Source organism: Acidithrix ferrooxidans, assembly GCF_000949295.1.
Taxonomy (GTDB): Bacteria; Actinomycetota; Acidimicrobiia; order Acidimicrobiales; family Acidimicrobiaceae; genus Acidithrix; species Acidithrix ferrooxidans.
In genome coordinates this window covers 1-21,643 of record NZ_JXYS01000072.1, presented here as the reverse complement: position 1 = coordinate 21,643, position 21,643 = coordinate 1, and the positions used below count along the sequence as shown (strand labels likewise).

22 protein-coding genes are annotated in these 21,643 nt (G+C 46.7%); 18 read left to right on the top strand and 4 right to left on the bottom strand.

Features of this window, described 5'->3' with window-relative positions; translation table 11 throughout:
* Window positions 1-213: a hypothetical protein gene (locus AXFE_RS19375; RefSeq protein ID WP_152626041.1), complete on the bottom strand. Its 213-nt coding sequence runs from the start codon at window positions 211-213 to the stop codon at window positions 1-3.
* A 177-nt stretch (window positions 214-390) separates the two neighbouring features.
* A complete protein-coding gene (locus AXFE_RS21510) occupies window positions 391-525 on the bottom strand; it encodes an IS3 family transposase (protein WP_082058684.1) in 135 nt (44 codons plus the stop codon).
* Window positions 526-888: 363 nt separating this feature from the next.
* Here AXFE_RS21510 and AXFE_RS10975 point away from each other — a divergent pair, with 363 nt between their 5' ends.
* The 3 genes from AXFE_RS10975 (at window position 889) to AXFE_RS10965 (ending at window position 4,322) form a co-directional block, all read left to right on the top strand.
* Window positions 889-2,448, top strand: a complete 1,560-nt coding sequence (locus tag AXFE_RS10975; RefSeq protein WP_052605901.1) for an HRDC domain-containing protein — start codon at window positions 889-891, stop codon at window positions 2,446-2,448.
* Window positions 2,449-2,913: 465 nt separating this feature from the next.
* Entirely contained in the window at window positions 2,914-3,942 is a 1,029-nt protein-coding gene (locus AXFE_RS10970; protein WP_200891265.1) for a beta propeller repeat protein, read from the top strand.
* An 83-nt stretch (window positions 3,943-4,025) separates the two neighbouring features.
* Window positions 4,026-4,322 (top strand): MoaD/ThiS family protein, encoded by a 297-nt coding sequence (locus AXFE_RS10965; protein ID WP_052605900.1) that lies wholly within the window; start codon window positions 4,026-4,028, stop codon window positions 4,320-4,322.
* 698 nt (window positions 4,323-5,020) lie between these two features.
* Here the strand turns inward: AXFE_RS10965 and AXFE_RS10960 are convergent.
* Window positions 5,021-5,392, bottom strand: coding sequence for a DUF3054 domain-containing protein (locus tag AXFE_RS10960; protein ID WP_200891264.1), 372 nt, complete (start codon window positions 5,390-5,392; stop codon window positions 5,021-5,023).
* 738 nt (window positions 5,393-6,130) lie between these two features.
* On the opposite strand from AXFE_RS10960, the gene AXFE_RS10955 reads away from it, so the two are divergent.
* The 5 genes from AXFE_RS10955 to AXFE_RS10935 all read left to right on the top strand — a co-directional run bounded on the left by AXFE_RS10955 (window position 6,131) and on the right by AXFE_RS10935 (window position 10,755).
* Complete coding sequence (locus AXFE_RS10955; RefSeq protein ID WP_082058683.1) at window positions 6,131-7,414, top strand: ABC transporter substrate-binding protein; 1,284 nt, start codon at window positions 6,131-6,133, stop codon at window positions 7,412-7,414.
* An 83-nt stretch (window positions 7,415-7,497) separates the two neighbouring features.
* Window positions 7,498-8,376, top strand: a complete 879-nt coding sequence (locus tag AXFE_RS10950; protein WP_052605898.1) for a branched-chain amino acid ABC transporter permease — start codon at window positions 7,498-7,500, stop codon at window positions 8,374-8,376.
* Window positions 8,369-9,355, top strand: a complete 987-nt coding sequence (locus tag AXFE_RS10945; RefSeq protein WP_200891263.1) for a branched-chain amino acid ABC transporter permease — start codon at window positions 8,369-8,371, stop codon at window positions 9,353-9,355. The genes AXFE_RS10950 and AXFE_RS10945 overlap by 8 nt, the downstream gene beginning before the upstream one ends.
* Complete coding sequence (locus AXFE_RS10940) at window positions 9,348-10,067, top strand: ABC transporter ATP-binding protein (protein ID WP_052605897.1); 720 nt, start codon at window positions 9,348-9,350, stop codon at window positions 10,065-10,067. Before AXFE_RS10945 ends, AXFE_RS10940 begins: the two co-directional genes overlap by 8 nt.
* Window positions 10,060-10,755: an ABC transporter ATP-binding protein gene (locus AXFE_RS10935; RefSeq protein ID WP_052605896.1), complete on the top strand. Its 696-nt coding sequence runs from the start codon at window positions 10,060-10,062 to the stop codon at window positions 10,753-10,755. Before AXFE_RS10940 ends, AXFE_RS10935 begins: the two co-directional genes overlap by 8 nt.
* 810 nt (window positions 10,756-11,565) lie before the next feature.
* Here AXFE_RS10935 and AXFE_RS10930 read toward each other — a convergent pair.
* The gene (locus tag AXFE_RS10930; protein ID WP_052605895.1) at window positions 11,566-12,165 is read right to left on the bottom strand and encodes a phosphatase PAP2 family protein; all 600 of its coding nucleotides are present in this window, start codon (window positions 12,163-12,165) and stop codon (window positions 11,566-11,568) included.
* Window positions 12,166-12,809: 644 nt separating this feature from the next.
* Here AXFE_RS10930 and AXFE_RS10920 point away from each other — a divergent pair.
* The 10 genes from AXFE_RS10920 to AXFE_RS10875 form a co-directional block, all read left to right on the top strand.
* Window positions 12,810-13,112 carry an urease subunit gamma gene (locus AXFE_RS10920; RefSeq protein WP_052605893.1) on the top strand — a complete coding sequence of 101 codons (303 nt, stop codon included), beginning with the start codon at window positions 12,810-12,812 and terminating at the stop codon, window positions 13,110-13,112.
* Window positions 13,113-13,188: 76 nt separating this feature from the next.
* Window positions 13,189-13,494, top strand: a complete 306-nt coding sequence (gene ureB, locus AXFE_RS10915; RefSeq protein WP_052605892.1) for an urease subunit beta — start codon at window positions 13,189-13,191, stop codon at window positions 13,492-13,494.
* 5 nt (window positions 13,495-13,499) lie between these two features.
* Window positions 13,500-15,209, top strand: a complete 1,710-nt coding sequence (ureC, locus tag AXFE_RS10910; RefSeq protein ID WP_052605891.1) for an urease subunit alpha — start codon at window positions 13,500-13,502, stop codon at window positions 15,207-15,209.
* 37 nt (window positions 15,210-15,246) lie between these two features.
* The gene (locus AXFE_RS10905; RefSeq protein WP_052605890.1) at window positions 15,247-15,951 is read left to right on the top strand and encodes an urease accessory UreF family protein; all 705 of its coding nucleotides are present in this window, start codon (window positions 15,247-15,249) and stop codon (window positions 15,949-15,951) included.
* 24 nt (window positions 15,952-15,975) lie between these two features.
* The gene (ureG, locus tag AXFE_RS10900) at window positions 15,976-16,608 is read left to right on the top strand and encodes an urease accessory protein UreG (protein ID WP_052605889.1); all 633 of its coding nucleotides are present in this window, start codon (window positions 15,976-15,978) and stop codon (window positions 16,606-16,608) included.
* A 128-nt stretch (window positions 16,609-16,736) separates the two neighbouring features.
* Window positions 16,737-17,519 (top strand): urease accessory protein UreD, encoded by a 783-nt coding sequence (locus AXFE_RS10895; protein WP_160291831.1) that lies wholly within the window; start codon window positions 16,737-16,739, stop codon window positions 17,517-17,519.
* Window positions 17,520-18,266: 747 nt separating this feature from the next.
* The gene (locus AXFE_RS10890; protein ID WP_052605887.1) at window positions 18,267-20,240 is read left to right on the top strand and encodes a M13 family metallopeptidase; all 1,974 of its coding nucleotides are present in this window, start codon (window positions 18,267-18,269) and stop codon (window positions 20,238-20,240) included.
* 19 nt (window positions 20,241-20,259) lie between these two features.
* On the top strand, window positions 20,260-20,520 hold the full coding sequence (locus tag AXFE_RS10885; RefSeq protein WP_052605886.1) for a Smr/MutS family protein: 261 nt from the start codon (window positions 20,260-20,262) through the stop codon (window positions 20,518-20,520).
* A gap of 97 nt (window positions 20,521-20,617) precedes the next feature.
* Complete coding sequence (locus tag AXFE_RS10880; RefSeq protein WP_152626040.1) at window positions 20,618-20,962, top strand: hypothetical protein; 345 nt, start codon at window positions 20,618-20,620, stop codon at window positions 20,960-20,962.
* A 408-nt stretch (window positions 20,963-21,370) separates the two neighbouring features.
* Window positions 21,371-21,643 (top strand): maleylpyruvate isomerase N-terminal domain-containing protein (locus AXFE_RS10875; RefSeq protein ID WP_200891262.1); only part of this gene is annotated, 273 nt, incomplete at its 3' end.

Genomic DNA, 21,643 nt, shown 5'->3' with positions numbered 1-21,643 from the left:
CTACAAATGCGTCGCAATGGTCTTTATCCGTTTAAGGGGATCACTAACTCCTAAGAGACGGTAGATCTCTTTGTGAACCGGCTCAGAAACACCACTAGTGCAGATGTGATAGACGACACCTTTATCTGACGTAAGAACTATGGTGGCTCGGTGGTGACTATTAAGTTGCTCTTTGATGGTTGACCATCTTCTCTTGTCGTTGTTGTGCCTCAAAGTCAGCTCCGGAGCCTGCCAATAAAATTGTCACTTTCGCACAATCTAAGCGACCTCCCTTCGCTCGCCTTTTGATTCATCTCCAACTGACTTATCCGTAGGAATAATTGATACCTCTGATACTGGATCGGAAGTCTCTGGAATTGCTCACCGAACGCGACACGAAACTCCGCTCAACTACGCAGCTTTCAACATAGCTGACCTTTCGAACTCAGTTGGTGAAATATCACCAATACGTAAATGTCTTCTTTTCCGGTTATACCATTGGATCCAATCAAATATCTCCGTTCTCGCCTCCTCTCTGGTGTACAAAACTTATCCTTTGACGAGCTCTTTTTTCAATGAAGCACAAAAGTGATTCAGTCATTTCAATTATCGTAGGATTATCCGGTTATTGGGCATACTAGTGCGTCCAAATCTCCGATTAGTACCCGGACAATACCCTGTTAACCTGCTAATCCAGGCGCAATGATTCTCGGGGAGGAAGCCTCACGATTAGCCGGTTAACACCAGGGAAATGACAAAATAGAAAGCTATTTCATCGACTACCCTCTACTAACGTTGGCAAATAGCAACCCCAAGGTGTTCGTAATTTTCAAGGAGTACGGTTTGCCCACTGTGGTAAAAGCATTATAAGGTCTAAAGGTCGCTCCAGAAAAAGCTAAGGTCTAATGGGTGAGACAAAGCCAAGCACTTCAAATCATGATGAACTCAGCCTCCGTCTTCCTTACGGGAGCACCGGGCGCAGGCAAGTCATATGTATTGTCAAATTTTGTTCGTTATAGTCGAGCATGGAACATCCAAGTCGCAGTTACCGCATCAACGGGAATTGCAGCGACTCAAATTGCTGGAGTCACAATACATTCATGGTCAGGTATCGGAATCAGCGATTCATTGAACGACCAAGAGTTAGCCAAGATAGCCGCGCGCGACAGGATATCTCGTCGGTTCTTAGAGGTGCAGACTCTAATAATCGATGAGATATCAATGCTTCCAGGGCGATTTTTGGACTCTCTTGATGACCTAGCCAGAAAGATAAGAGGCATAGACGCGCCCTTTGGGGGAATACAGATGATCCTTGTCGGGGATATGTTTCAGCTGCCACCGATTTCAAAGGGTTTAAGCGACTTCGATTTTGCTTTCAACTCGCGCAGTTGGCGAGATCTAGATCCCGACCCCTGTTATCTAACCGAACAGCACCGCCAGGAAGGCGATGGCCTCCAAGAGGTGCTTGAAGCAATGAGATTAGGGTCGCTGGGCCCAAAACATCTTGAGATACTAGAATCTAGAACCGCGATAGCGCCGGAAAATCGAAATGAGATAACGAGACTCTACTCGCACAATATCGATGTCGACACCATCAACCAGCGCCATCTAGATGAAATACCAATGCCAACTAAAAGATTCACTATCGTTTCCCGCGGTGAATCAACATCGATTGAAACTCTCCGCAAAGGCATGCTTGCCCCTAGCGACCTTGACCTAAAGGTTGGAGCAGAGGTGATGTTTGTGGCAAATGACCCTAATCGACAGTATGCAAATGGAACCCTTGGCAAAGTCATCGACCTCGATTTGGAGTGGCCACGTGTAGCACTAGCAAGAAACGGCCGAGTCATAGAGGTAGAGGCCCATACGTGGCAGCGCGAGGAAGATCAAAAAGTCACCGCTGAGATCAGCCAGGTACCATTACGATTAGCGTGGGCAATCACGATTCACAAAAGTCAAGGGATGAGCCTCGACGCCGCTGAGGTGGACCTAAAACGATCATTCACACCCGGCATGGGATATGTCGCACTGTCTAGGGTTCGCCGTCTAGATGGACTCTTCATTGCTGGATTAAATTCAATGGCACTGCGACTCAACGAAAGGATCTTTGAGCTAGACAGGGTTCTGCGAGCGCGTTCAGAAGCACTCGCTGCAAATACCGTTGATTTTGACGAATCGATACAAACTCCCCAAACTCACACGTTAGAGATAAAGGATATAAACACCAATATTCTCGACCACCTTAAAATTTGGAGGCGCGAACGCTCAAGAAGTGAAGGAGTGCCTCAATACATAATCGCTCACGACGTTACCCTTGAAGAAATTTCCCGAATGCTTCCCAAGACCGATCAAGAACTCCTCGGAGTCAAAGGAATTGGTCCAACAAAAGCTACCAAATACGGAAGCGACATTCTCGAAATAGTAAAAAAATTCGCGGAACCGACCTGGAGTCAAGGAGAGCTTTGGTAATTTACAAAAGTTGCACTTAAAAAGTTTTAGCAAATAGTGAACAAGCCTTTTAGCCATCCCACATCTCTTTTAAATGATTATTATCATAGCAATTGCGCCCACTAGCTAGTTCAAAGATAGGGAAATAGACCACGATCTAAGAGCCAATCGGACTGGATATCTGGCAATTATTTTGAGCGAATTCTTTCGCTGAGAGCCCATTTGATAGAAGATATGTAACATCTGGCGCACACTCAAAGATCCGGATTAAGTGCGAAAACCAGTGGCTAGATTGTCTTTTGTAAAAATCCACCTCCTACGCGAACCCTCAAAGCAGAAACTGTTAGTTGCAATTTACAACTTAATTCATAATCTCTTGAATTTGACGTGATAACATCATAAATCAATAATGTCGGAAATCTTAAAGACAAAAGATCCGGTGTAGTCCTTTTTCTTTGGTCTGGAATAGAAAAAAAAGGAGCTGCTGTGACTGAGGTCAGGTTGCTAATTGGCACCAAAAAGGGAGCCTTTATAATAGATAGCGCCAATGGCCGATCACAATGGCAGATACAAGGGCCTCTCTTTGGGGGTTGGGAGATCTACCACATCAATGCATCACCACTAAATAAAAATCTCATCTACGCGTCGCAATTCAACGGATGGTTTGGACAAGTCCTGCAGCGGTCGTTCGATGCCGGCAAGACCTGGGAAGCGGTTTCGAACAGCTTCAACTACTCCGGTGAACCAAAACCACACCTGTGGTATGACGGATCTTTCCATCTATGGGAATTCGCGAAGGTGTGGAATCTCTCCCCTTCCCTATTTGACGAAAAAACAGTCTTCGCAGGTATTGAAGATGCGGCTATATTCGTCTCGCACGACGCCGGAGAATCATGGGGCGAACTGCATGGACTGAGAGAACATTCAACGGCTGGTTCGTGGCAACCTGGCGCCGGTGGGCTATGCCTTCATACCGTTATTCAAGATCCGACCAACTCAAATCGGATCTACGTAGGAATTTCAGCAGCTGGCGCATTTAAAAGTGATGACGCAGGACTAAATTGGAAGCCGATCAACAAGGGACTCCGAGCAGACTATCTTCCCGATGACGACGTAGAAGTGGGACACTGCGTGCATCGCCTAGCGCTACACCGATCGAAGCCTGAGGTGCTATTCATGCAAAAGCATTGGGATGTAATGCGCAGTGACGACGCGGGAGAAAATTGGTACGAGATATCAGGCAATTTACCAAGTGACTTTGGTTTCGCAATCGCAGTCGACTACAACAATCCAGAAACTGTTTACGTGATCCCCATAAAAAGTGACTCGGAGCACTTTCCCCCGGACCACCAGCTAAGAGTCTACAGAAGCCAAAGCGGGGGTTACGACTGGCAACCCATATCAAAAGGGCTGCCCCAAAGCCACTTCTACGGGAATGTCCTAAGAGGAGCTCTCTCCAGTGATCAATGCGATCCCTGTGGTATCTATTTCGGCTCGACAACTGGGGAAATCTAAGCCTCTCGCGATTCAGGCGATTCCTTCATGGAACTAGCCTCCCACCTTCCCTCTGTTTTATCCGTAGAAGCACATACACTTGAATGATACAAATCCGCCTTCCCCAACACCTCAGGGATCTAGCAAATATCTCCGGAGAATTAACTCTTGAAATATCAGGCGAGCTGACATTAGCCGCGATTGTGAACACGATAGAAGTAGAATTCCCTATGCTTCGAGGCACAATCCTAAATCCAACGACGCAATCGCGTCGAGCCTTCATTAGATTCTTCGCCGATGGGCAAGACATTTCCAATATGCCCATAAACGAATCATTGAAAGAATATATTCGACATGCAACCCCTAGAATCGACATCTTAGGAGCGATTGCTGGAGGATAAATAAAGTCGAGCGAACCCTAATAGGCCACAGAAGGAACGTCTCTCGCCCAATCGCCTCTTAGAGGTTGGGACAAACAATCACTCAAATTACCAACAGAATCCATGTCAAGGCCCAACCTAAAAATGGCCCTGCAACTTCAACACACTCAAAACCATGGCTCTAATAAAGCAATGAAATCAACACTTCGATTCGGATCCATCATCGATACAAGCCAACAAAAAGGCCCAGACTCGGCAAAATCGCAAATGAAAAAACCCCATCGACGCTGCGGGAGCTAAAGACCGGCTTCCGGGGGTAACGAGCCGGGGATATAGCGCCGGGGATAGAAAGTCAGTGCTTCTTTGAGCCAAGGTGCAAACCCTGCAAGCCCGCTGAGGGAAGTTGACCAATGACCTAAATACGATGCGATAGCTTTGGCACTCGATTAGATAAGGTCAACCTTGGCCCATGGATTCCGGCCTCGGAGAACTAACCCATCGATTGAACATTAAGGGGTTTGACTGGACTTAGTTGATCCAATTACTGTAATCATTGCTAGAAAAACTTCATCCGTCCATAAAACCCTCGCTAGCAACCAGCTAACGCTAGGCACCAGTCAAACCCAAATTCAAACCAACCATGGTCGACACAAATTATGACTAGGCGAATCGATTTACATAGAGGTTATTCCTCGGCGTGTAAACGGGAAAGACAAAGCCTATTTGAGCAAGAAGGTCCCTTTGGATCTAGAAAAGAACGACGCAACAGCCCTCCAACCCACCAAACCTAATCCCAAAAAGCCTAGTGAAACTCCAATGAAAGCTAGGGCAGTTCCCTGGCCCGAGATCACACGAAACAACTGACCAAAGATAACCGTTGAGAGCCAAACTACAACACCCACTGGATAGATCTGCGTCGAAGTCATCCATGGTCTAATAATCAACCATCCGAGAGTCGTTCCTGCGAGAAATGGCCATGCGGTAGCTACTATTCCGGCGATGGTCTCTCCGTGTCCATGGGCGGAACGACCGATAATTACAAAAACTACAACAACTAGACAGTCAAATATGCCGGAACGTACATTTGCCAAAATCCTCATTTTCTAATCCACCTACGACCTTAGCTTTACCTGGCCAAAAGCCACATAGCGAACACTTGATATTCAAATTTGGGTGACAACAAGAATAATCAAGTAACCCTTATATGGTATTAGCTCGACTAAGCCAATCGCGACAAGAACTTACTCGCCATCTCAAAAACCAACAAAGCCCAAATAGATTCCAAGGCGCAAAATTCACTTGCACCACTTGCCATAGCGGAAGCGGCACCTGTTCCTCTACCTCGTTTATTAATTTTACGCACCGACTATGAGCAATTGCAATTGAGAAACAGAGGCAAATCGCTCATCTATCACCTAGGGCCAAATCCACTCAACGGGTGCCCAACCCTCTAAAAGCCGGTTCAGCTAGGTCCTTTCCAAAAAAATACGGCTAAACCCCACTAAGAGCATGCCAGATATCATGACACCGCTTCCCGATTAGCCCTAGCAAATAAATCATCGAAGCAAGATCGTTCAAGAGCCAGGTCTAGAACGAAGATAGTTTGGAAACAAATAATACAAAGTATTGGTAAGATCACGGAGCTAAAAAATGATTGATAAAATCGTCAAATCAATCAAAAATAGAACGGAAACTCTCTGATATCAAATTTCCCAACGCGCTGACTTTACTTTTTTAGTTTTCATGCTATTCTAGGTAAGCACCTTATGGAGACGGGGGATCTTCATCACTAAAGGTGGAACAAAAGCAAATTTAAAGGGGATAAATAGTTGCGTAAAAAAACATTTCCAGTGATTGCCGCATCATTCGGTATAGCATTAGCAGCATGCGGATCATCTTCCACATCGTCTTCTAGCTCGGGCAGTTCGGGCACTAGCGCGTCTAACCTGCCGGCTGCACCAGCCCAGATCACCGTCGGTACTACCTATTCGGGTTCTGGATCGTTCGCCACTTCATCACTGCCGGAATTAGCCGGCCTTAAGTTTTGGATCAAAACCGAGAACGCAAAAGGTGGTGTTTACGTTGGTGGATATAAGAAAAGAATTCCGCTAAAGCTCATCGCATACAACGACTTAAGTTCAGCTACCACTGCTGCAACTCTCTACAATCAGCTTTTAACTCAAGATAAAGTTAATATCTTTGTCTCAGACTTTGGATCAGTGTTGACTGCTCCAGCTGTCTCCTTGGCTCAAGCTCATAAGGTCGTACTCTTCGACCAAACTGGTACCGGCATTCCATTTTTCACACCACAAAATAAATACATAGTTCTGACTGATCTACCCGAATCTTCCATTTGGCCCAACGTGTTAGCAAAATTCCTCATCTCCAAGCAGATCAAGAACCTTGCAGTACTCTATGGAACCAACGATTTCGATGCTTCGCAGGCGACCACCCTAAAGAGCATCCTCTCGCAAAACGGAATCAATGTCGCATACTACCAAGGTGTACCATCATCTACCACAAGCTACGGTACACTCCTGCAAACGATCTCGGCATCCAAGCCAGATGCGGTTCTAGAGTTCGGTTACGCAGCCAATGACACTCCGTTCCTTCAAAACGTTCAGAGCTCCGGGATGCACTTCAAGATGGTATTTACCGTCTTTCCAGGGCAGCTACTGAGTCTCTTCCAGCAACAGGTAGGAACCGCAGGTTTGGCATACACCTACACCTATGGAACCAACTTCTATGTCAATTATCCAACGGTATCCGAGGGACTAAATAGCTCCCAATTCAAGACGCAATTCGCTGCTGCATTCCCTGGTCAGCTAAACTCGCTGTCGTTAGATGGATACAATACAGGACTTGTAATTCAAGCTTCGCTAAAAAATGCTAAGTCACTCTCACAAACCGATATACGCGCCGGAGCGGCTGCGGCATCTGGCCATTTGAACACACTTAATGGGAACTTCGTCATAAATTCAGAGGGAGCTCAAACTGGCGAACTTCTTCCAGTAGCACAGCTCTTCCCATCAAGCAGCGGAATCACACTCAAAGCCGTCTATCCTGCCAGCCAAGCCACCGGCTCTGCCGTCTACCCTGCTCCTGTAGGTTAATTCCCCTAAATAGCCACCGCTCCATGCTTGTCACTTTGACAGCTAGTGCGGTGGCTATTTTCGTATAAGTAAAGGAAAAATCTGTGCTCTTCGAATACGCCGTTATAGGCGGTATTCTCCTAGGCATTTTTTATGCGTTATTGGCTGTGGGATTAAATGTCGTTTACGGTGCGCAGAAGATAATCAATCTCGCACATGGCGACATCATAATGCTCGGCGGATATGGTGCCTGGGAACTCTACAATACCTACCACATCTCACCGATACTTTCGACCATAATAGTAATTCCAATAACCGTACTCTTTGGCTATCTATTGAATCGATTGATCGCACCACGCCTCGTAAAAGCTTCAGATCCCGAAATGCTTTCGTTGATTCTGTTCTTCGGCCTTTCAGAGGTCATCCAGGCACTGGCCTCGCTCGTCTTTGGAAGTGCTGAAAGATCTTTGCCAGTCTCGTCGATACCAACATCTCGCCTAGTGCTCTTTGGTCAAGGCTACCCAGCCACCTGGTGGGTGAGCGCTTTAGTCATCATTCCACTACTGGCAATATTTGTGATCTTTCTCTATCGCACATCTATCGGCCTTCAGGTAAGGGCCGTCATCTCCGACTCCGTTGAGGCCGCAGTAGCTGGAATAAATTCTAAAAGAGTCTCCGGTATCTACTTTGGAATCGGCTTTGCACTTGCAGCTTGTGCTGGAGTCTGGGGAGTATTTATATTTGGCGGAGTCAGTCCTACCGAAGGTGCTGCAATTACAATTACTGCCTTTGCAATCATCGTCTTTGGATCTTTAGGAAACACATTGGGAACGATCGCAGCAGGAATCATCTTCGGAATCTTTTACCAATTGGCTCAGGTCTACATTCCTAGCTGGTCAAACCTTGTACCCTATGCATTAGTCATCGCCACAATGCTCATTAGGCCTCAAGGCTTATTCGGAAGAAGGCAGAGAATTGCCTAAATTAGATGATCTAGATCTGACATTAGAGACAGGATCAAAGGGAAAGAAACTGATCTCTCCAGCGATTGCAGCATTGGTGCCAATCGTTGCATTTGCCGTAGGTGTCCACCTCTATTCGAACGAACTGCTCCTAACTTACATGGCAATTTACATTGCGCTCGCCCAAGGAATCAATATCATCTATGGATTCACTGGATACCTGCCATTTGGCTATTTCGGCTTTTTCGGAGTCGGAGCTTATGCCTCTGGCCTTGTAATGCTGGATTATAACGTTCCCCCGGTACTAGCCGTTATCATTGGCGGCGTAGCGGGAGCACTTGTAGGTGCAATCTTGTTACCATTATTTAGATTACGTGGGGCCTATTTCGCGATTGGAACTCTAGCAGCCAGCGAAGCGATCTACACGATAATCTCCAACCCCTCCCTCCAGTCGATTACGAATGGGCCATACGGCCTCAACCTAGCAGGTTTTTACTCCTCTGGAACGGCATATGGAACCGCTATAGCCTTAGCAGCCTTATCGATACTTGCTACAAGCTTTGTGCGCTCTTCGAAATTCGGGTTGACGCTCAAGGCGATCCGTGACGACTCATATTCGGCATCAATGGCTGGAGTGAACGTACCGCGCCAAAGATTCTATGCATGGTTAATCGCAGCTGCCATAGCAGGTATGGCAGGCAGTGTCTTTGGCTGGTCGACAAGCGTCTTCTATCCCCAAGCAGTGTTCGACCCGGCCCTCTCAGTGCTAGCTATCGTTTTCGCCCTATTCGGTGGTGTTGGAACCATTTGGGGTCCGACGATTGGCACGGTCGTTCTATATGCGATCTATAACGCAATTGGGGTTTCAAATCCACAATACTTCCAGCTAATCTACGGAATGGTAATCGTACTTTTGGTCCTTTTTGCACCCCGAGGGCTAGCTGGCTTTTGGAACTACATCACTACAAAAATCACCACGGTCAGGGCAAAAAATGACTGAATCGAAAAGTCTTCTAAAGATCGAAAATCTTACGACCATATTTAGCGGATTTAAGGCACTTAACGATGTATCTCTAGAACTCTTCCAAGGTCAAGCCTTAGGCCTGGTTGGACCCAACGGCTCAGGGAAAACAACACTGGTAAACACGGTTTGTGGACTCTATAAGCCTGCGCACGGTCACATAACCTTAGAAGGCCTAAATATCACAGGGAAACGCCCTCATGACATTGCGAGAGCCGGGATAAATCGAACCTTTCAGATACCAAAACCTTTCCGAGACCTTTCAGTCTATGAGAACGTGGCGGTCTCCTCGATCCACTCCAAAAACCGGACATCGATCCCAGAAATCTTAAGAAAAGTCAACTTGGCCGATTGCGCAAATTATCCGATTGAAAAGCTAACAGCCTCTCAGCAAAAAAGGCTGGATCTAGCTCGGGCACTAGCACTAGATCCCAAAGTAATCTTTGTTGATGAACTAGCAGCCGGATTAACTCCGACAGAGCTAACCGAAGTTGCCGAGATGTTAGCCAACTTTCGACAAAATGGTATAGCGCTTATCGTCGTGGAACACTTAATGGGATTTTTAGAGCAAGTTGTCGATTCGGTCTTTGTTCTAAGCGCAGGCAAAGGCATCTTTTCTGGATCCCTTCGCGACGCGCTCTCAGACGAAGAGGTAAAGCGGGTCTTTCTGGGAGGTGCACACGATGCTTGAGGTGTCACAGTTAACGTCCGGTTACGGTTCGATGCAAGTGCTATGGGATATAAGCCTGAGCGTTAAAGAAAATGAGATCCAAGTCGTCCTAGGAGCGAACGGTGCGGGTAAATCCACCTTTCTAAAAGTAGCGATCGGCTTACTGCCTCTGTGGTCCGGTGACTTGAAGATGAATGGCACTAACATTGCCCCTCTAGCTGTTGCCGAACGTGTAAAACACGGTCTTGGCTACATGAGCGAACAGGGAATCTTCCCTGATTTGAGCGTCGAAGAAAATCTCCGCTTGGGTTCCTTGCGCACCAAGACGAAATCAGTCGGTGATCAAATCGACAACATCTACGAACGATTCCCTGAACTCAAAGAACGCAGAAAGTCACTCGCTGGAGGACTATCAGGTGGACAGCGAAAGCTAGTCGGAATCGGGCGCGCGTTAATATCCGAACCTAAGATTCTGCTGATGGATGAACCTTCGTCAGGCCTTTCTCCGAGGTACGTAAACGAAGTAATCGAACGTCTTGCAGAACTCAGAGGCGGGATAACTCTCGTCATAGCAGAACAAAACATATCTTTCCTAAGTATCGCCGATACGGTAAGTGTTATTGAAGGTGGAAAAACGAGATTTACTGGATCAGTAAGTGACTTCAACAATAACGACACGCTAAAAGAAGCATTCTTTGGCATTGAATGAAACCTCGGTGTAATGATTTCATGTCCCGACTCCCCCGTGTTGGGACATGAAATACCACCTTCCAATTACCCCCATCAACCCCTCAAATTTAGAGCTTTCGCGAGTCTAAAGATATCCAAACCAGCTGGTTCGAACCCAAAAAAGATGTTTGTTTTCGTATCGTTTGGCTGACTTATCAAAAGCAAACAGTACGAAAACAAACATCTTTTAGGCAGGCGTGGTAGAGGCACACCTCTACCACGCCTGCCTCTACTTTTCCTAGCTAGTATCAAGGTTCCACATACGATGCCCTGCAGGGGCAACCTTGAGCTAGCCAAATTAAACAAACCATCCAAACGGAATCATATATCTCACCCCGAAGAAGCTTGAGAGTAAAACTTTAGATGGCTAAAACTACTTCTACAGCCATCGCATCCGTCAAAGCCACCTGATAAATCGATCCTAACTCAAATCTAACAGAAGACACCGTCCAGTGCATATTTGTGATAGTAAATGCGACATAGTGTCATTACGGATAAACGCATCACTTCAATAAATTACTTGCCTATGGACTTCGTAGATTCGCGAAAATTCAACAAGTATGTTTGCTGAGTAGGGGCGAGGTAATCACGCAATCAATAAGAGCGAACGTATCGAACAAAAATAAGCTTAAAAGAAATAACATTCATCACATACAACATAATTGCCCATTTATGACAAAGAATCTCGCCAGATTTATAGTCTAAAACCATCGACATACCGATCCTATTAGATCAAACTAGCTAGAGAAGCGAACAGATCTCGAACGGGATACAGGTGATCAAAATCCGCCTATATAGCTCGGCGTCCTCCACTTGAAATAACCGGCGCAAACCCGGTATGGAGTAGATACTCAGCCGGGCGGCTCAAAAGCTTTGTCGCAAGAGGAAGCGTGACAGCGACAAAAAGGCCAGCCCAAATCAAGCCAGCTACAATATCACCCGGATAATGAGCTCCTACGTAGACTCGAGCAAAGCCAAGAAATAGCCCAAATACCGCAGCGAAAATTCCTACCTTTCGATCAACCAACAGGAGCCCTACGATCATGGCTCCAGCCACCGTCCCGTGATCAGAGGGAAAGCTAAAGTCATTAGCCCTAGCTATCAAGACCTCCATTCCCGGTATCGAGTTATAGGGTCGCGGCCGTCCAAAAAAGTGAATTATAGGCTGATTCAGACCCAAGGCTATCAACGTAGCTGCACCAACCCAGACGACTCGAGCTGATTGAAGTGCACCAACATTTCTCGCCCTAAAAAAAGCCCAGAAACCGAGCAACCCAAGGACTACCAGGCCGCCATAGACCGCATAGGCGCTCATGAACCCGTGAGCGAATGAGGTGTTCCTAGCAAAACGATTTACGGACTCATAGAGACTACGGTCAAGACTGTTCATCGACACTCATTTCTAAAGAAATAAATCCTTTTATATTTACCTAAACTTTACCTGTAATTCATATTTTAGGTGGTAACAAGAGGCCTACCAGGACTTTCATTTGAATTAGCGCGGTTTAAATTCAAGACAAAGCAAGGAATTGAGATCCACTAGATATCAATTCGATAGAGAATCACTATGGCGTCACACAAAAAACCCCAGGAACCATTTCAACAACTGCACCTGGCAAGAAGCGCACTTTCGACTTACCTAGGAAAACAAGCGCCATATTAGAGGTCAGCCAGGAGTCAAAATAATTGCTGACGGAAAATAGATCAGCCAGTCTAAATCGCATTTGATAGCCTTGCTATCAATACTCGCCGCTCAAGTGGTAATAAAATCCTCTCCGAAAGGAGATAAGGAATACCTAAAAGATATCCTGGCGAGATAGTAGTGTCAAAAAATAATCTATCTAGAAGCAGAAAATAGATTAAATATCAACAAAATTACAAATACTAAATTAGCTAATTGAACTCTTAAGATTGAAGGAAATGTTTCATCTTTGTTAAATAGTGCATCAAGAAGTGCATAGGGGATCCTTCTATAGTTTCCATGCGCTAACCTTCGTTTTACGGAAAAACTAACAGGCAAAAGCGAGTCAATCAATGTTACTTACCGACAGGGATAAAGAAAAACTCCTTCTAGTGGTAGCCGGAGATCTTGCTCGACGGCGCCTTCAGAGGGGTCTACGTCTCAACTATCCGGAGGCAATTTCATTGATCTCCTCGGAACTGCTCGAAAGCGCCCGAGATGGTAAAAGCGTCTCTGAGCTTATGGTTTACGGCACTCAAATATTAACAGCGGATCAAGTTCTAGAAGGTATTCCAGAGATGATAGAGGAGATCCAGATAGAAGCCACATTCCCAGATGGCACCAAATTGGTCACGGTCCACAACCCAATCTCATAGTTCAACAAAGACGTCAACTCCAAGCTCAAAGTTGGCAACTTCCTAGAGTCACCAACTTTATTACAAAAGGACAGACATGATTCCAGGCGAATTTTTCCTCACAGAGGAAGATATTCTTATCAATTCTGACTCTCAAATCGTAGAAATCGAAGTCTTCAATAGCGGAGATCGGCCCATCCAGGTTGGATCGCACTTTCACTTCTACGAGAGCAACCACGCGCTCTTATTCGACCGAAGCTTGGCATTTCACACTCGACTCGATCTCGCCAGTGGAACTGCTATGCGCTTTGAGCCAGGTCAACATCGAAACGTGAATTTGGTTCACTTTAGCGGTTCGCTAACCACACCAGAATCGACGTCGGCCCCTGAGATGAAACGATAAATCTAATGGCAAGTTCAATCCCTAGATCAATCTATGTCAGTCATTACGGACCCACAACAGGCGACCGAGTGCGCTTGGGCGATACCGACCTCATCGTAGAGGTGGAAAAAGATCTAACGACCAAGGGCGAAGAGGCCAAATTCGGCGGCGGTAAGACCATCCGTGATTCAATGGGTCAGAACCCAATCATTACACGCTCAATGGGTGCGCCAGATCTTGTCATCACCAATGTGCTAATTCTGGACCACAGTGGAATTTATAAAGCTGACATCGCTATCCGAGATGGCTTGATTTTAGCGATCGGAAGCGCGGGAAACTCTCTCGTCTCCAAAGGTGTCACGATTGAAATCGGTGCGAGCACAGAGATAATCGCCGGAGAAAAAATGATTCTCACCGCAGGCGGAATCGACTCTCACATACATTTCATATCTGCAGATCAGATCCAAGCCGCAGTCTCATCTGGCATTACAACCATGATAGGAGGCGGAACCGGTCCGGCTACTGGGACAAACGCAACAACGGTGACACCCGGAGCCTGGTATATGGCCCGCATGATCGAGGCATTCGAAGATCAACCGATCAACGTGGGCTTCATGGGCAAAGGAAATTCATCGTCACACGAGGCGCTGCGAGAACAAGTTATCGCCGGGGCTATGGGTCTCAAGTTGCACGAGGACTGGGGGTCTACACCTAGGGCCATCTCCACCTGTCTAGATGTCGCCGACGAGATGGACGTTCAGGTTGCAATTCATACGGATACCCTGAATGAAAGTGGCTTTGTCGAAGAGACGATAAATGCCGTATCAGGTCGAACCATCCATGCCTTCCACACCGAGGGTGCCGGTGGTGGCCACGCGCCCGACATCATAAAGGTTGCCGGCCTTTCAAATTTTCTTCCCTCTAGTACAAATCCAACACGACCCTATACCCTCAACACCATAGAAGAGCACCTAGACATGCTGATGGTCTGTCACCACTTGGACAAGTCTGTAGCTGAAGATATAGCCTTTGCTGACTCTCGAATTCGAGCTGAAACGATAGCCGCCGAGGATGTTCTACATGATCTCGGCGCAATCTCTATGATCTCCTCCGATAGTCAAGCGATGGGTAGGGTCGGTGAGGTAATCATTAGGACATGGCAAGCCGCCCACAAAATGAAGCAAGAGAGAGGTCCACTCGAAGGTGATAGCGATAGATCCGACAACAATCGAGTAAAGCGATACGTCGCCAAATACACGATAAACCCAGCCATTGCCAATGGAGTCTCGAGCTATGTAGGCTCCGTCGAAGTTGGGAAGATTGCCGACTTGGTGCTTTGGAAACCGGCATTCTTTGGAGTCAAACCCGAACTGATCATCAAAGCAGGAATGATTTCGTGCGCTGTCAGTGGTGATCCCAATGCGTCCATACCTACTCCCGAGCCACGCCTATATAAGTCACAATTTGCATCCATGGGACTCGCCGCATCGTCGGTTGGCTTCACGTTCGTCTCTGAAATCAGCCTTAGCAGCGGTAGTAGCTTCAAAAATTCGAATCGCAAGAGACTTCCCGTCAAAGGAACAAGGACTCTTACAAAAGCTGCAATGGTGCTAAATGACAGAGTTGGAGATATTGAGGTAAACCCCCAAACGTACGAAGTGCGACTCGATGGTGAGCTTCTAACTTCACAGCCGGCAAGGTCACTCCCTCTAGCTCAACGCTATTTTCTCTTTTGAAAGACTATTTCACCAAGGTAAAGGGCCAGCTTTAACTATGGAGAGCTCCAATAAAAGATCCGACGCACGCCAGATATCGCAAATGCACTACTTCTTTGATTCAGCGTTTCCCGCGGGAGCATACGGTCATAGCTTTGGATTTGAGACCTTCGCCGCCTCAAAAGATGGCGCAGACCCAGAGAAGGGCCTCAATTGGATTGAAAACTATATGGTCCATTCCCTTTGGTATGGCGATCTCGAAAACATATCAAAGATCTCAGAGATTTTGCAAACTCCACAAGCCACCACCCAACAAATCACCAAAGAGGACACGATCTTGCATGCAAGTCGATCAACTTACGAAGGACGAAAGTCTGCAATATCCCTCGCTCGCGCTATTGAAATAGCAGGCAATAAATTGTTCGCGAGCAATCCGTCTTACGGTACAAAACTGCAGGAAGATCTTCGGGAACCATCAAGCATCGTTGGAATTATCTCTGGTCGCCTTAAATGGCCGATCGATCTCACCAGGCTCTTTTATCTACAAACCCAGGCATTGGCCGCCACATCGGTACTGGTTCGCTGTGGACGAATTGGCCAATTCGCACAACTAGAGATGATGGGCACGATTCTGGAATCTTCTGCCAAGCTAGCCATGGTTCGGCCTAAATCGCTTCCAGATAGATCGGCGATTTCAGCTTGGCAGATAGAGATGGACCAAATAAACCACCAAGAACTCTCACCAAGGCTATTTCAGTCGTAAAAACCAAGAAAAGGAAGTTATCAGATGACAATAGCACTCGACAATACCAAAAGCGCAACTCGACGGGCACTCCGAATCGGAGTGGGCGGGCCAGTTGGATCCGGCAAGACAATGCTGGTGAGGAGAATTATCGAATCGTTACAATCCTCGGTTCAAATTGGTGTTGTGACCAACGATATCTACACGAAGGAAGATGCCGATTTTCTAACAAATTTGGGGATTTTACCCCAGAATCATATCTTGGGTGTCGAAACAGGAGGCTGTCCTCATTCGGCAATTCGCGACGACGTTTCAATGAACCTAGCTGCCATCGACGAATTGACACAAAGGTGCGATCAGCTGGACCTGATATTAGTTGAATCTGGCGGCGACAACCTGACTGCGATGTTCTCTCCAGATCTAGCTGACAAAACTATCTACGTGATCGACGTAGCACAAGGAGACAAAATCCCCAGAAAAGGAGGACCGGGTCTCACCTTCTCAGACCTCCTTATCATAAACAAGATCTCCCTTGCTCCTTTTGTCGGAGCGAACCTAGAGACAATGGAACACGACGCCCAAACCCTAAGAGGCGAACGAGCCACTATCTTCTCGGACTTGGGCGACGGACGAGGCATCGATCAAATTACAAGGTGGATTTCAGACCAAATTGGCTAGGCAAAAAAAGACAGCAAAACTCGCTCAATCTCCACCAAAGGTCGCTACTAACTATGACGGTAAATACATCTACCCTAACTAGCAAAAATCTCCCAGCAGCTATAGATTCTGCTAGATGTAGTTTCGGCATGGAACCCACATCATCACTCGTCGTCGACTTTAAGAACGGGGTACCAAGATGTCAAGAGCAATTTGGACAATTCAGGCTATCAAATCGAACTACCGAGATCTTTGGACGCAAGCGGTTTTTTATCACCGAGATAGGACCTGGCCTTTTCCCTGGAGAACGCCACCAAATCTCACTAAGTCTTAGTGATAAAAGCAATGTCGTAATCGAAAGCCAATCAGCGACAAAGGTCCATCTTTGTGAAGATGACAGATACGCTAAGATGAAACAGAACTTCAAAATAGCCAGTGACTGTAGCCTCATTGCGCTACTGGCTCCTACGATCTCCTACGAAGGTTCAAACTTTGTTTCATCGATTCAGCTCGACCTAGCGCTAGGTGGCGAAGCCATCACCTCGGAGATAATAGCAAAGGTCGCTCCAACCAAAAACTCCCATGGCACAACAACCATCGATATGGCTATGGAGGTGATCTACGGTGGCGAAACTGTACTAATCGATCGAATCGCAACGCACGAAAATCCACTCTTCGACCCCTTGGGAGCTCGTCAACGTATAACGGGCGGCTTTGATGTAATAGGCACGATCTACTTCTGTGGATTTGGTCCGCAAGGAGATCTAAAATTACACGAACTCACCAAAATTGGTACTTCTGCTATGACCAAGGTGCAGAGCTCTCTTGCGACATCGCCAATGGAACAAATTACGCTAATTAGGGGACGTGCCAGAGATCCTTTTTATCTTGCGTCGTACTTCTCTTGGTTGACTGAAAACTTCCTAAATTAACCACATTCCCTTATTATCTGCCGCCAACCAATGTTAAACATCGAGGACATTCCAAAACTCGTCAATATCACAGTGACTTATCCGCTTTGCAAAAAGATGGATGACTCTCTTGCTTCCCGTGCGCACATTGTTTTGGGACACTCTGACAAAGGACGCCTAGGATCCTAAACTAACCAGAATTTGTCTCACAAACCTAGAAAAACCACTTCTCCCGGTGGCCTCAAGAAATAGGCAAAATACTTACCAGGTCAAAAATGTAACCAAGCGATCACCTAAACACAACGAACCGCTTTGGAATTGCCCAGACTACGAACTCGAAGGAAATCTGCCACACCCAAGGCACTTTATGGTTTTGTGGCTTCATTCATTCCATCTGAAGAATAGAACAATCTAATCTTTTAATGCGCTTGGACCGCCAAACATACTTTAAATACGCTCTATGTCAAGAGACCTAGCGTTAAAAGTCACCGCTACCAATCAATTAACTGAGCTGGGTATTTCCGGGGCGCCCACCGAGCAACCACCCCATCGACTTCACCTAAATCACCAAGCTCGTCTCACTCTTGAAGAACACAAGACCTCACAGCATTGATTGTCGCCGAACAATCCTTATCCCGCCTTAGCAGTACTAACGACAAACCCACACCTCTCTCAAGGTGTGAAATAAAGATGACCGAAGTTTGCTGTGACTAGATTGAGTCAAACTGAATCTATCAAAGTCCATAGGATGTCAACTAATATGACCATATGACAAAGGCTTCTGGGATCCGCAAAGATGGAATGGACGAAGATATCTCGCCCAAAGACGACCTATTTAGGCACGTGAATGGGAAATGGCTACAAAACAGCGAAATACCTTCAGATAAGGCTCGCTACGGATGGTTCGCAATCCTTGCCGAAGAGGCAGAGTTAGCGGTCAAAGGGATCGCAGAAGCTGCAATTTCCAATAAAACCGACCCTCAAGCTGAGAAAATTGGTGCGCTGTATCAGTCGTACATGAATGAGGCTGCGATTGAATCAGCCGGCTCACTCCCAATCGCAGACCTGCTGGATGAGGCAGATTCGATTCAAGACGTCAATTCCCTTTTTGACATCTTTGGCCGCTTCGAGTCGATTTCAATCCCGGGAATCTTCGGTGGATTCGTTGACAACGATCCCGGGGATCCAAATCGATATCTCCTCTTTATTGAGCAAGGTGGCATTGGTCTTCCGGACGAGCAGTTCTATCGTGATGAACATTTCGCGTCGATATTGGAAGCCTACAAAGTCCATATCGAACGCACCTTCGCACTCATTGATCCTGAAAATGCACCCACATATGCAGATCTCGTAGTTGATTTAGAGACAAAGATTGCCAAGTGCCACTGGGATAACGTCACATGCCGAGATCAGACCAAGGTTTACAACCTCACTACCTGGAGCGACTTTAAGAAATCAATCCTCGACATCGACCCAGCCGTAGGGAAAGCCTTCGATAGCTACCTCCTTCATATTTCAGAGGCCGTAGAAAGGTCCCCTGAAATTGTTGTTAGGCAACCTTCATTTCATAGCGAGGTCGCAAAATTACTTTCCGAGATCGGAATAGAGAGATGGAAGATCTTTCTAAAGTGGAACATTCTTAGAAGCTCATCGGCATATCTCTCTTCGGCCTTTGTAGAAGAACACTACGACTTCTACTCCAAGACGCTCACTGGGACTCCGGCCATTCCAGAGCGGTGGAAACGCGCCGTCTCGTTACTAAATGGCGCAATGGGCGAAGCTGTTGGAAGAATCTACGTCCAAAAGCACTTCAACGAGGAGTCAAAGGTAGCGATGGATCGCTTAGTTGCAAACTTAGTTGAAGCGTATCAACAAAGTATTACGAAGCTCAACTGGATGAGTTCTGAAACCAAAATACGGGCAATCGCCAAATTGGATCAATTCACTCCAAAAGTTGGATATCCAAAGAAATGGCGTAATTACGATGCGCTCTCCATAACCTCCGAGTCGCTGATCGCCAACATTCGAGCAATTGCAACCTTCAACCACAATCGAGAAATTAGAAAACTTGGAAGCGCAATCGATCGCGATGAGTGGTTTATGAACCCCCAAACCGTCAATGCATATTACAATCCCGGGTTCAACGAAATCGTCTTCCCAGCAGCAATATTGCAATTTCCTTTCTTTGATCCAAATAGCGACGACGCAGCAAATTATGGTGCAATCGGTGCTGTCATTGGCCACGAAATTGGCCATGGCTTCGACGATCAAGGCTCCAAATTTGACGGTTCCGGCAAGATGGAAAATTGGTGGACCGATAGCGACAGAGAATTATTCGACGAGCGGGCAAAGGCCCTCATTTCGCAATATAGCGAACTATCGCCCGCTCAAACACCACACATTAAGGTAAATGGAGAGTTGACGGTTGGGGAAAACATCGGTGACCTTGGAGGACTGGGAATCGCTTGGAAGGCTTACCTTATTTCATTGGATGGCGCCGAATCCCCAATAATCGATGGCTACAATGGCGCTCAAAGGTTCTTCCTGTCGTGGGCACAAGCGTGGCGGGAAAAGCGACGTAATGCCGAGATGGAGCGTCTCATCGCAATCGACCCACACTCGCCAAGCGAATTTCGATGCAACCAAATCGTAAAAAACTTAGATGCCTTCCATGATGCATTTGAGACGAATGAAGATTGTCAAATGTGGCTTGATCCTTCACAACGAATCCAAATCTGGTAGATGGGATTCGGCGGCTTAAATGTCATCAAAGATAAAAGTAGATCTCCATCCAATCTTCAATAACTCTCGTGCTATAGACGCTGCCCTAAACGATGCCTTCGCCGAGGCTGAACGTATAAGGGCCTCTTCCATAGAGATCATTCCCGGCAAAGGAAGCGGGCAGCTCAAAAAGCATGTAATCAGGTTTTTAGAAAGCAAAGAGATCAAAGGAAGATACCACAGGCTCGAGAAAGATTCTGACAACTTTGGACGTATCTTTGTTCACTTCAAATGGAAGTAGAACGCTAAAACACGCTAGGAAAATGGCAGAAAGTCAAGCCATGTCTCAACATTTAGTCCTATTTCGTTAGTGACAAGTTGGCAAGTCCAGCAAAGACGTGATTTCAGATCTCGCCCATGTAATGAAATTCCTGGCCCTCAACCAAGTGCAACCAGAGAACAACCTAAAGCTTGACCATGTAAAGTCTTTATCCATCTCAACCGTGCTGGCTTGGACTAAGGGGATAAGTGGCTCTTCCGTTTCTACCGGGGCGGGGAACTCGATTTCATACGCGGTAGAACTCTTTATCCGGTACGTATCGATAGTAGCGACGAGCTGTGACGTTCATGGGATTGCCCATGGATTAGAATTCGAAAAACAACAGGACCGATCCTTGCGGACCGGCCCTGCATTATCATTAGTGGCGGGGACAGGATTTGAACCTGCGACCTTCGGGTTATGAGTTCTATTTGAGCCGTCCAAGGGGTCCGACACTGTCCTCCATCGTCGCCCTGATTCTGCCTTTCACTAGGGTATTTCTTCGGAATATACGCTCCATGCAGGATCAACGTTCTATCGGATCGTCGCCTAATAGTAGGGATGGATTAGGGATGGAATCATTTTTGTTCGGATTGGCGCGGCTGCGGTCGCTGCCGCTCAAGAACAAGCTTGCTGAAGGCAGATCCTGATGGAATCTTGATCATGTGGAGTCAGAAATATTTCCTTAGATTGAGTTTTCTATAATCGCCAAAGGCACTCTCTAGCATTCTGAGCCTCAGCGACCTTGCATTTTCTGAGATTGAAAGATCGTCTGAATCGCTGCAGGAAGAGTTCAGGTAAAGCCAAAATAATTCACTTGTAGGATGGCTCCATGAGCTATGAATCAGTTAACAGCAGCCCATCCATCAGCTTCCAACGTGAAGCCAATGCCTTTTTTGCTGCTCTTGAACGTACATCACCAGATGCCATCACCGCCTGTTCTGGATGGACTGCACATGAGATTGTTGCCCATTTGGCTGCCGCCGGTCTCGAGGTGGCACTGAATTTGGAAGCTTATGGGGAAGGAAGACCGGTTCCTCCAACGCGAAGTTTTGAGGAACGTGAAGCTCCTTTTAGGGAAATGAATGACCATTTGCTTCGTGTC

Excerpts from the sequence above, each read along its gene's own strand:
- AXFE_RS10965 (WP_052605900.1), top strand. The coding sequence starts at position 4,026 with ATGATACAAATCCGCCTTCCCCAACACCTCAGGGATCTAGCAAATATC.
- AXFE_RS10940 (WP_052605897.1), top strand. The coding sequence starts at position 9,348 with ATGACTGAATCGAAAAGTCTTCTAAAGATCGAAAATCTTACGACCATA.
- AXFE_RS10935 (WP_052605896.1), top strand. The coding sequence starts at position 10,060 with ATGCTTGAGGTGTCACAGTTAACGTCCGGTTACGGTTCGATGCAAGTG.
- AXFE_RS10930 (WP_052605895.1), bottom strand. The coding sequence starts at position 12,165 with ATGAACAGTCTTGACCGTAGTCTCTATGAGTCCGTAAATCGTTTTGCT.
- AXFE_RS10920 (WP_052605893.1), top strand. The coding sequence starts at position 12,810 with ATGTTACTTACCGACAGGGATAAAGAAAAACTCCTTCTAGTGGTAGCC.
- ureB (WP_052605892.1), top strand. The coding sequence starts at position 13,189 with ATGATTCCAGGCGAATTTTTCCTCACAGAGGAAGATATTCTTATCAAT.
- ureC (WP_052605891.1), top strand. The coding sequence starts at position 13,500 with ATGGCAAGTTCAATCCCTAGATCAATCTATGTCAGTCATTACGGACCC.
- AXFE_RS10905 (WP_052605890.1), top strand. The coding sequence starts at position 15,247 with ATGGAGAGCTCCAATAAAAGATCCGACGCACGCCAGATATCGCAAATG.
- ureG (WP_052605889.1), top strand. The coding sequence starts at position 15,976 with ATGACAATAGCACTCGACAATACCAAAAGCGCAACTCGACGGGCACTC.
- AXFE_RS10895 (WP_160291831.1), top strand. The coding sequence starts at position 16,737 with ATGGAACCCACATCATCACTCGTCGTCGACTTTAAGAACGGGGTACCA.
- AXFE_RS10890 (WP_052605887.1), top strand. The coding sequence starts at position 18,267 with ATGACAAAGGCTTCTGGGATCCGCAAAGATGGAATGGACGAAGATATC.
- AXFE_RS10885 (WP_052605886.1), top strand. The coding sequence starts at position 20,260 with ATGTCATCAAAGATAAAAGTAGATCTCCATCCAATCTTCAATAACTCT.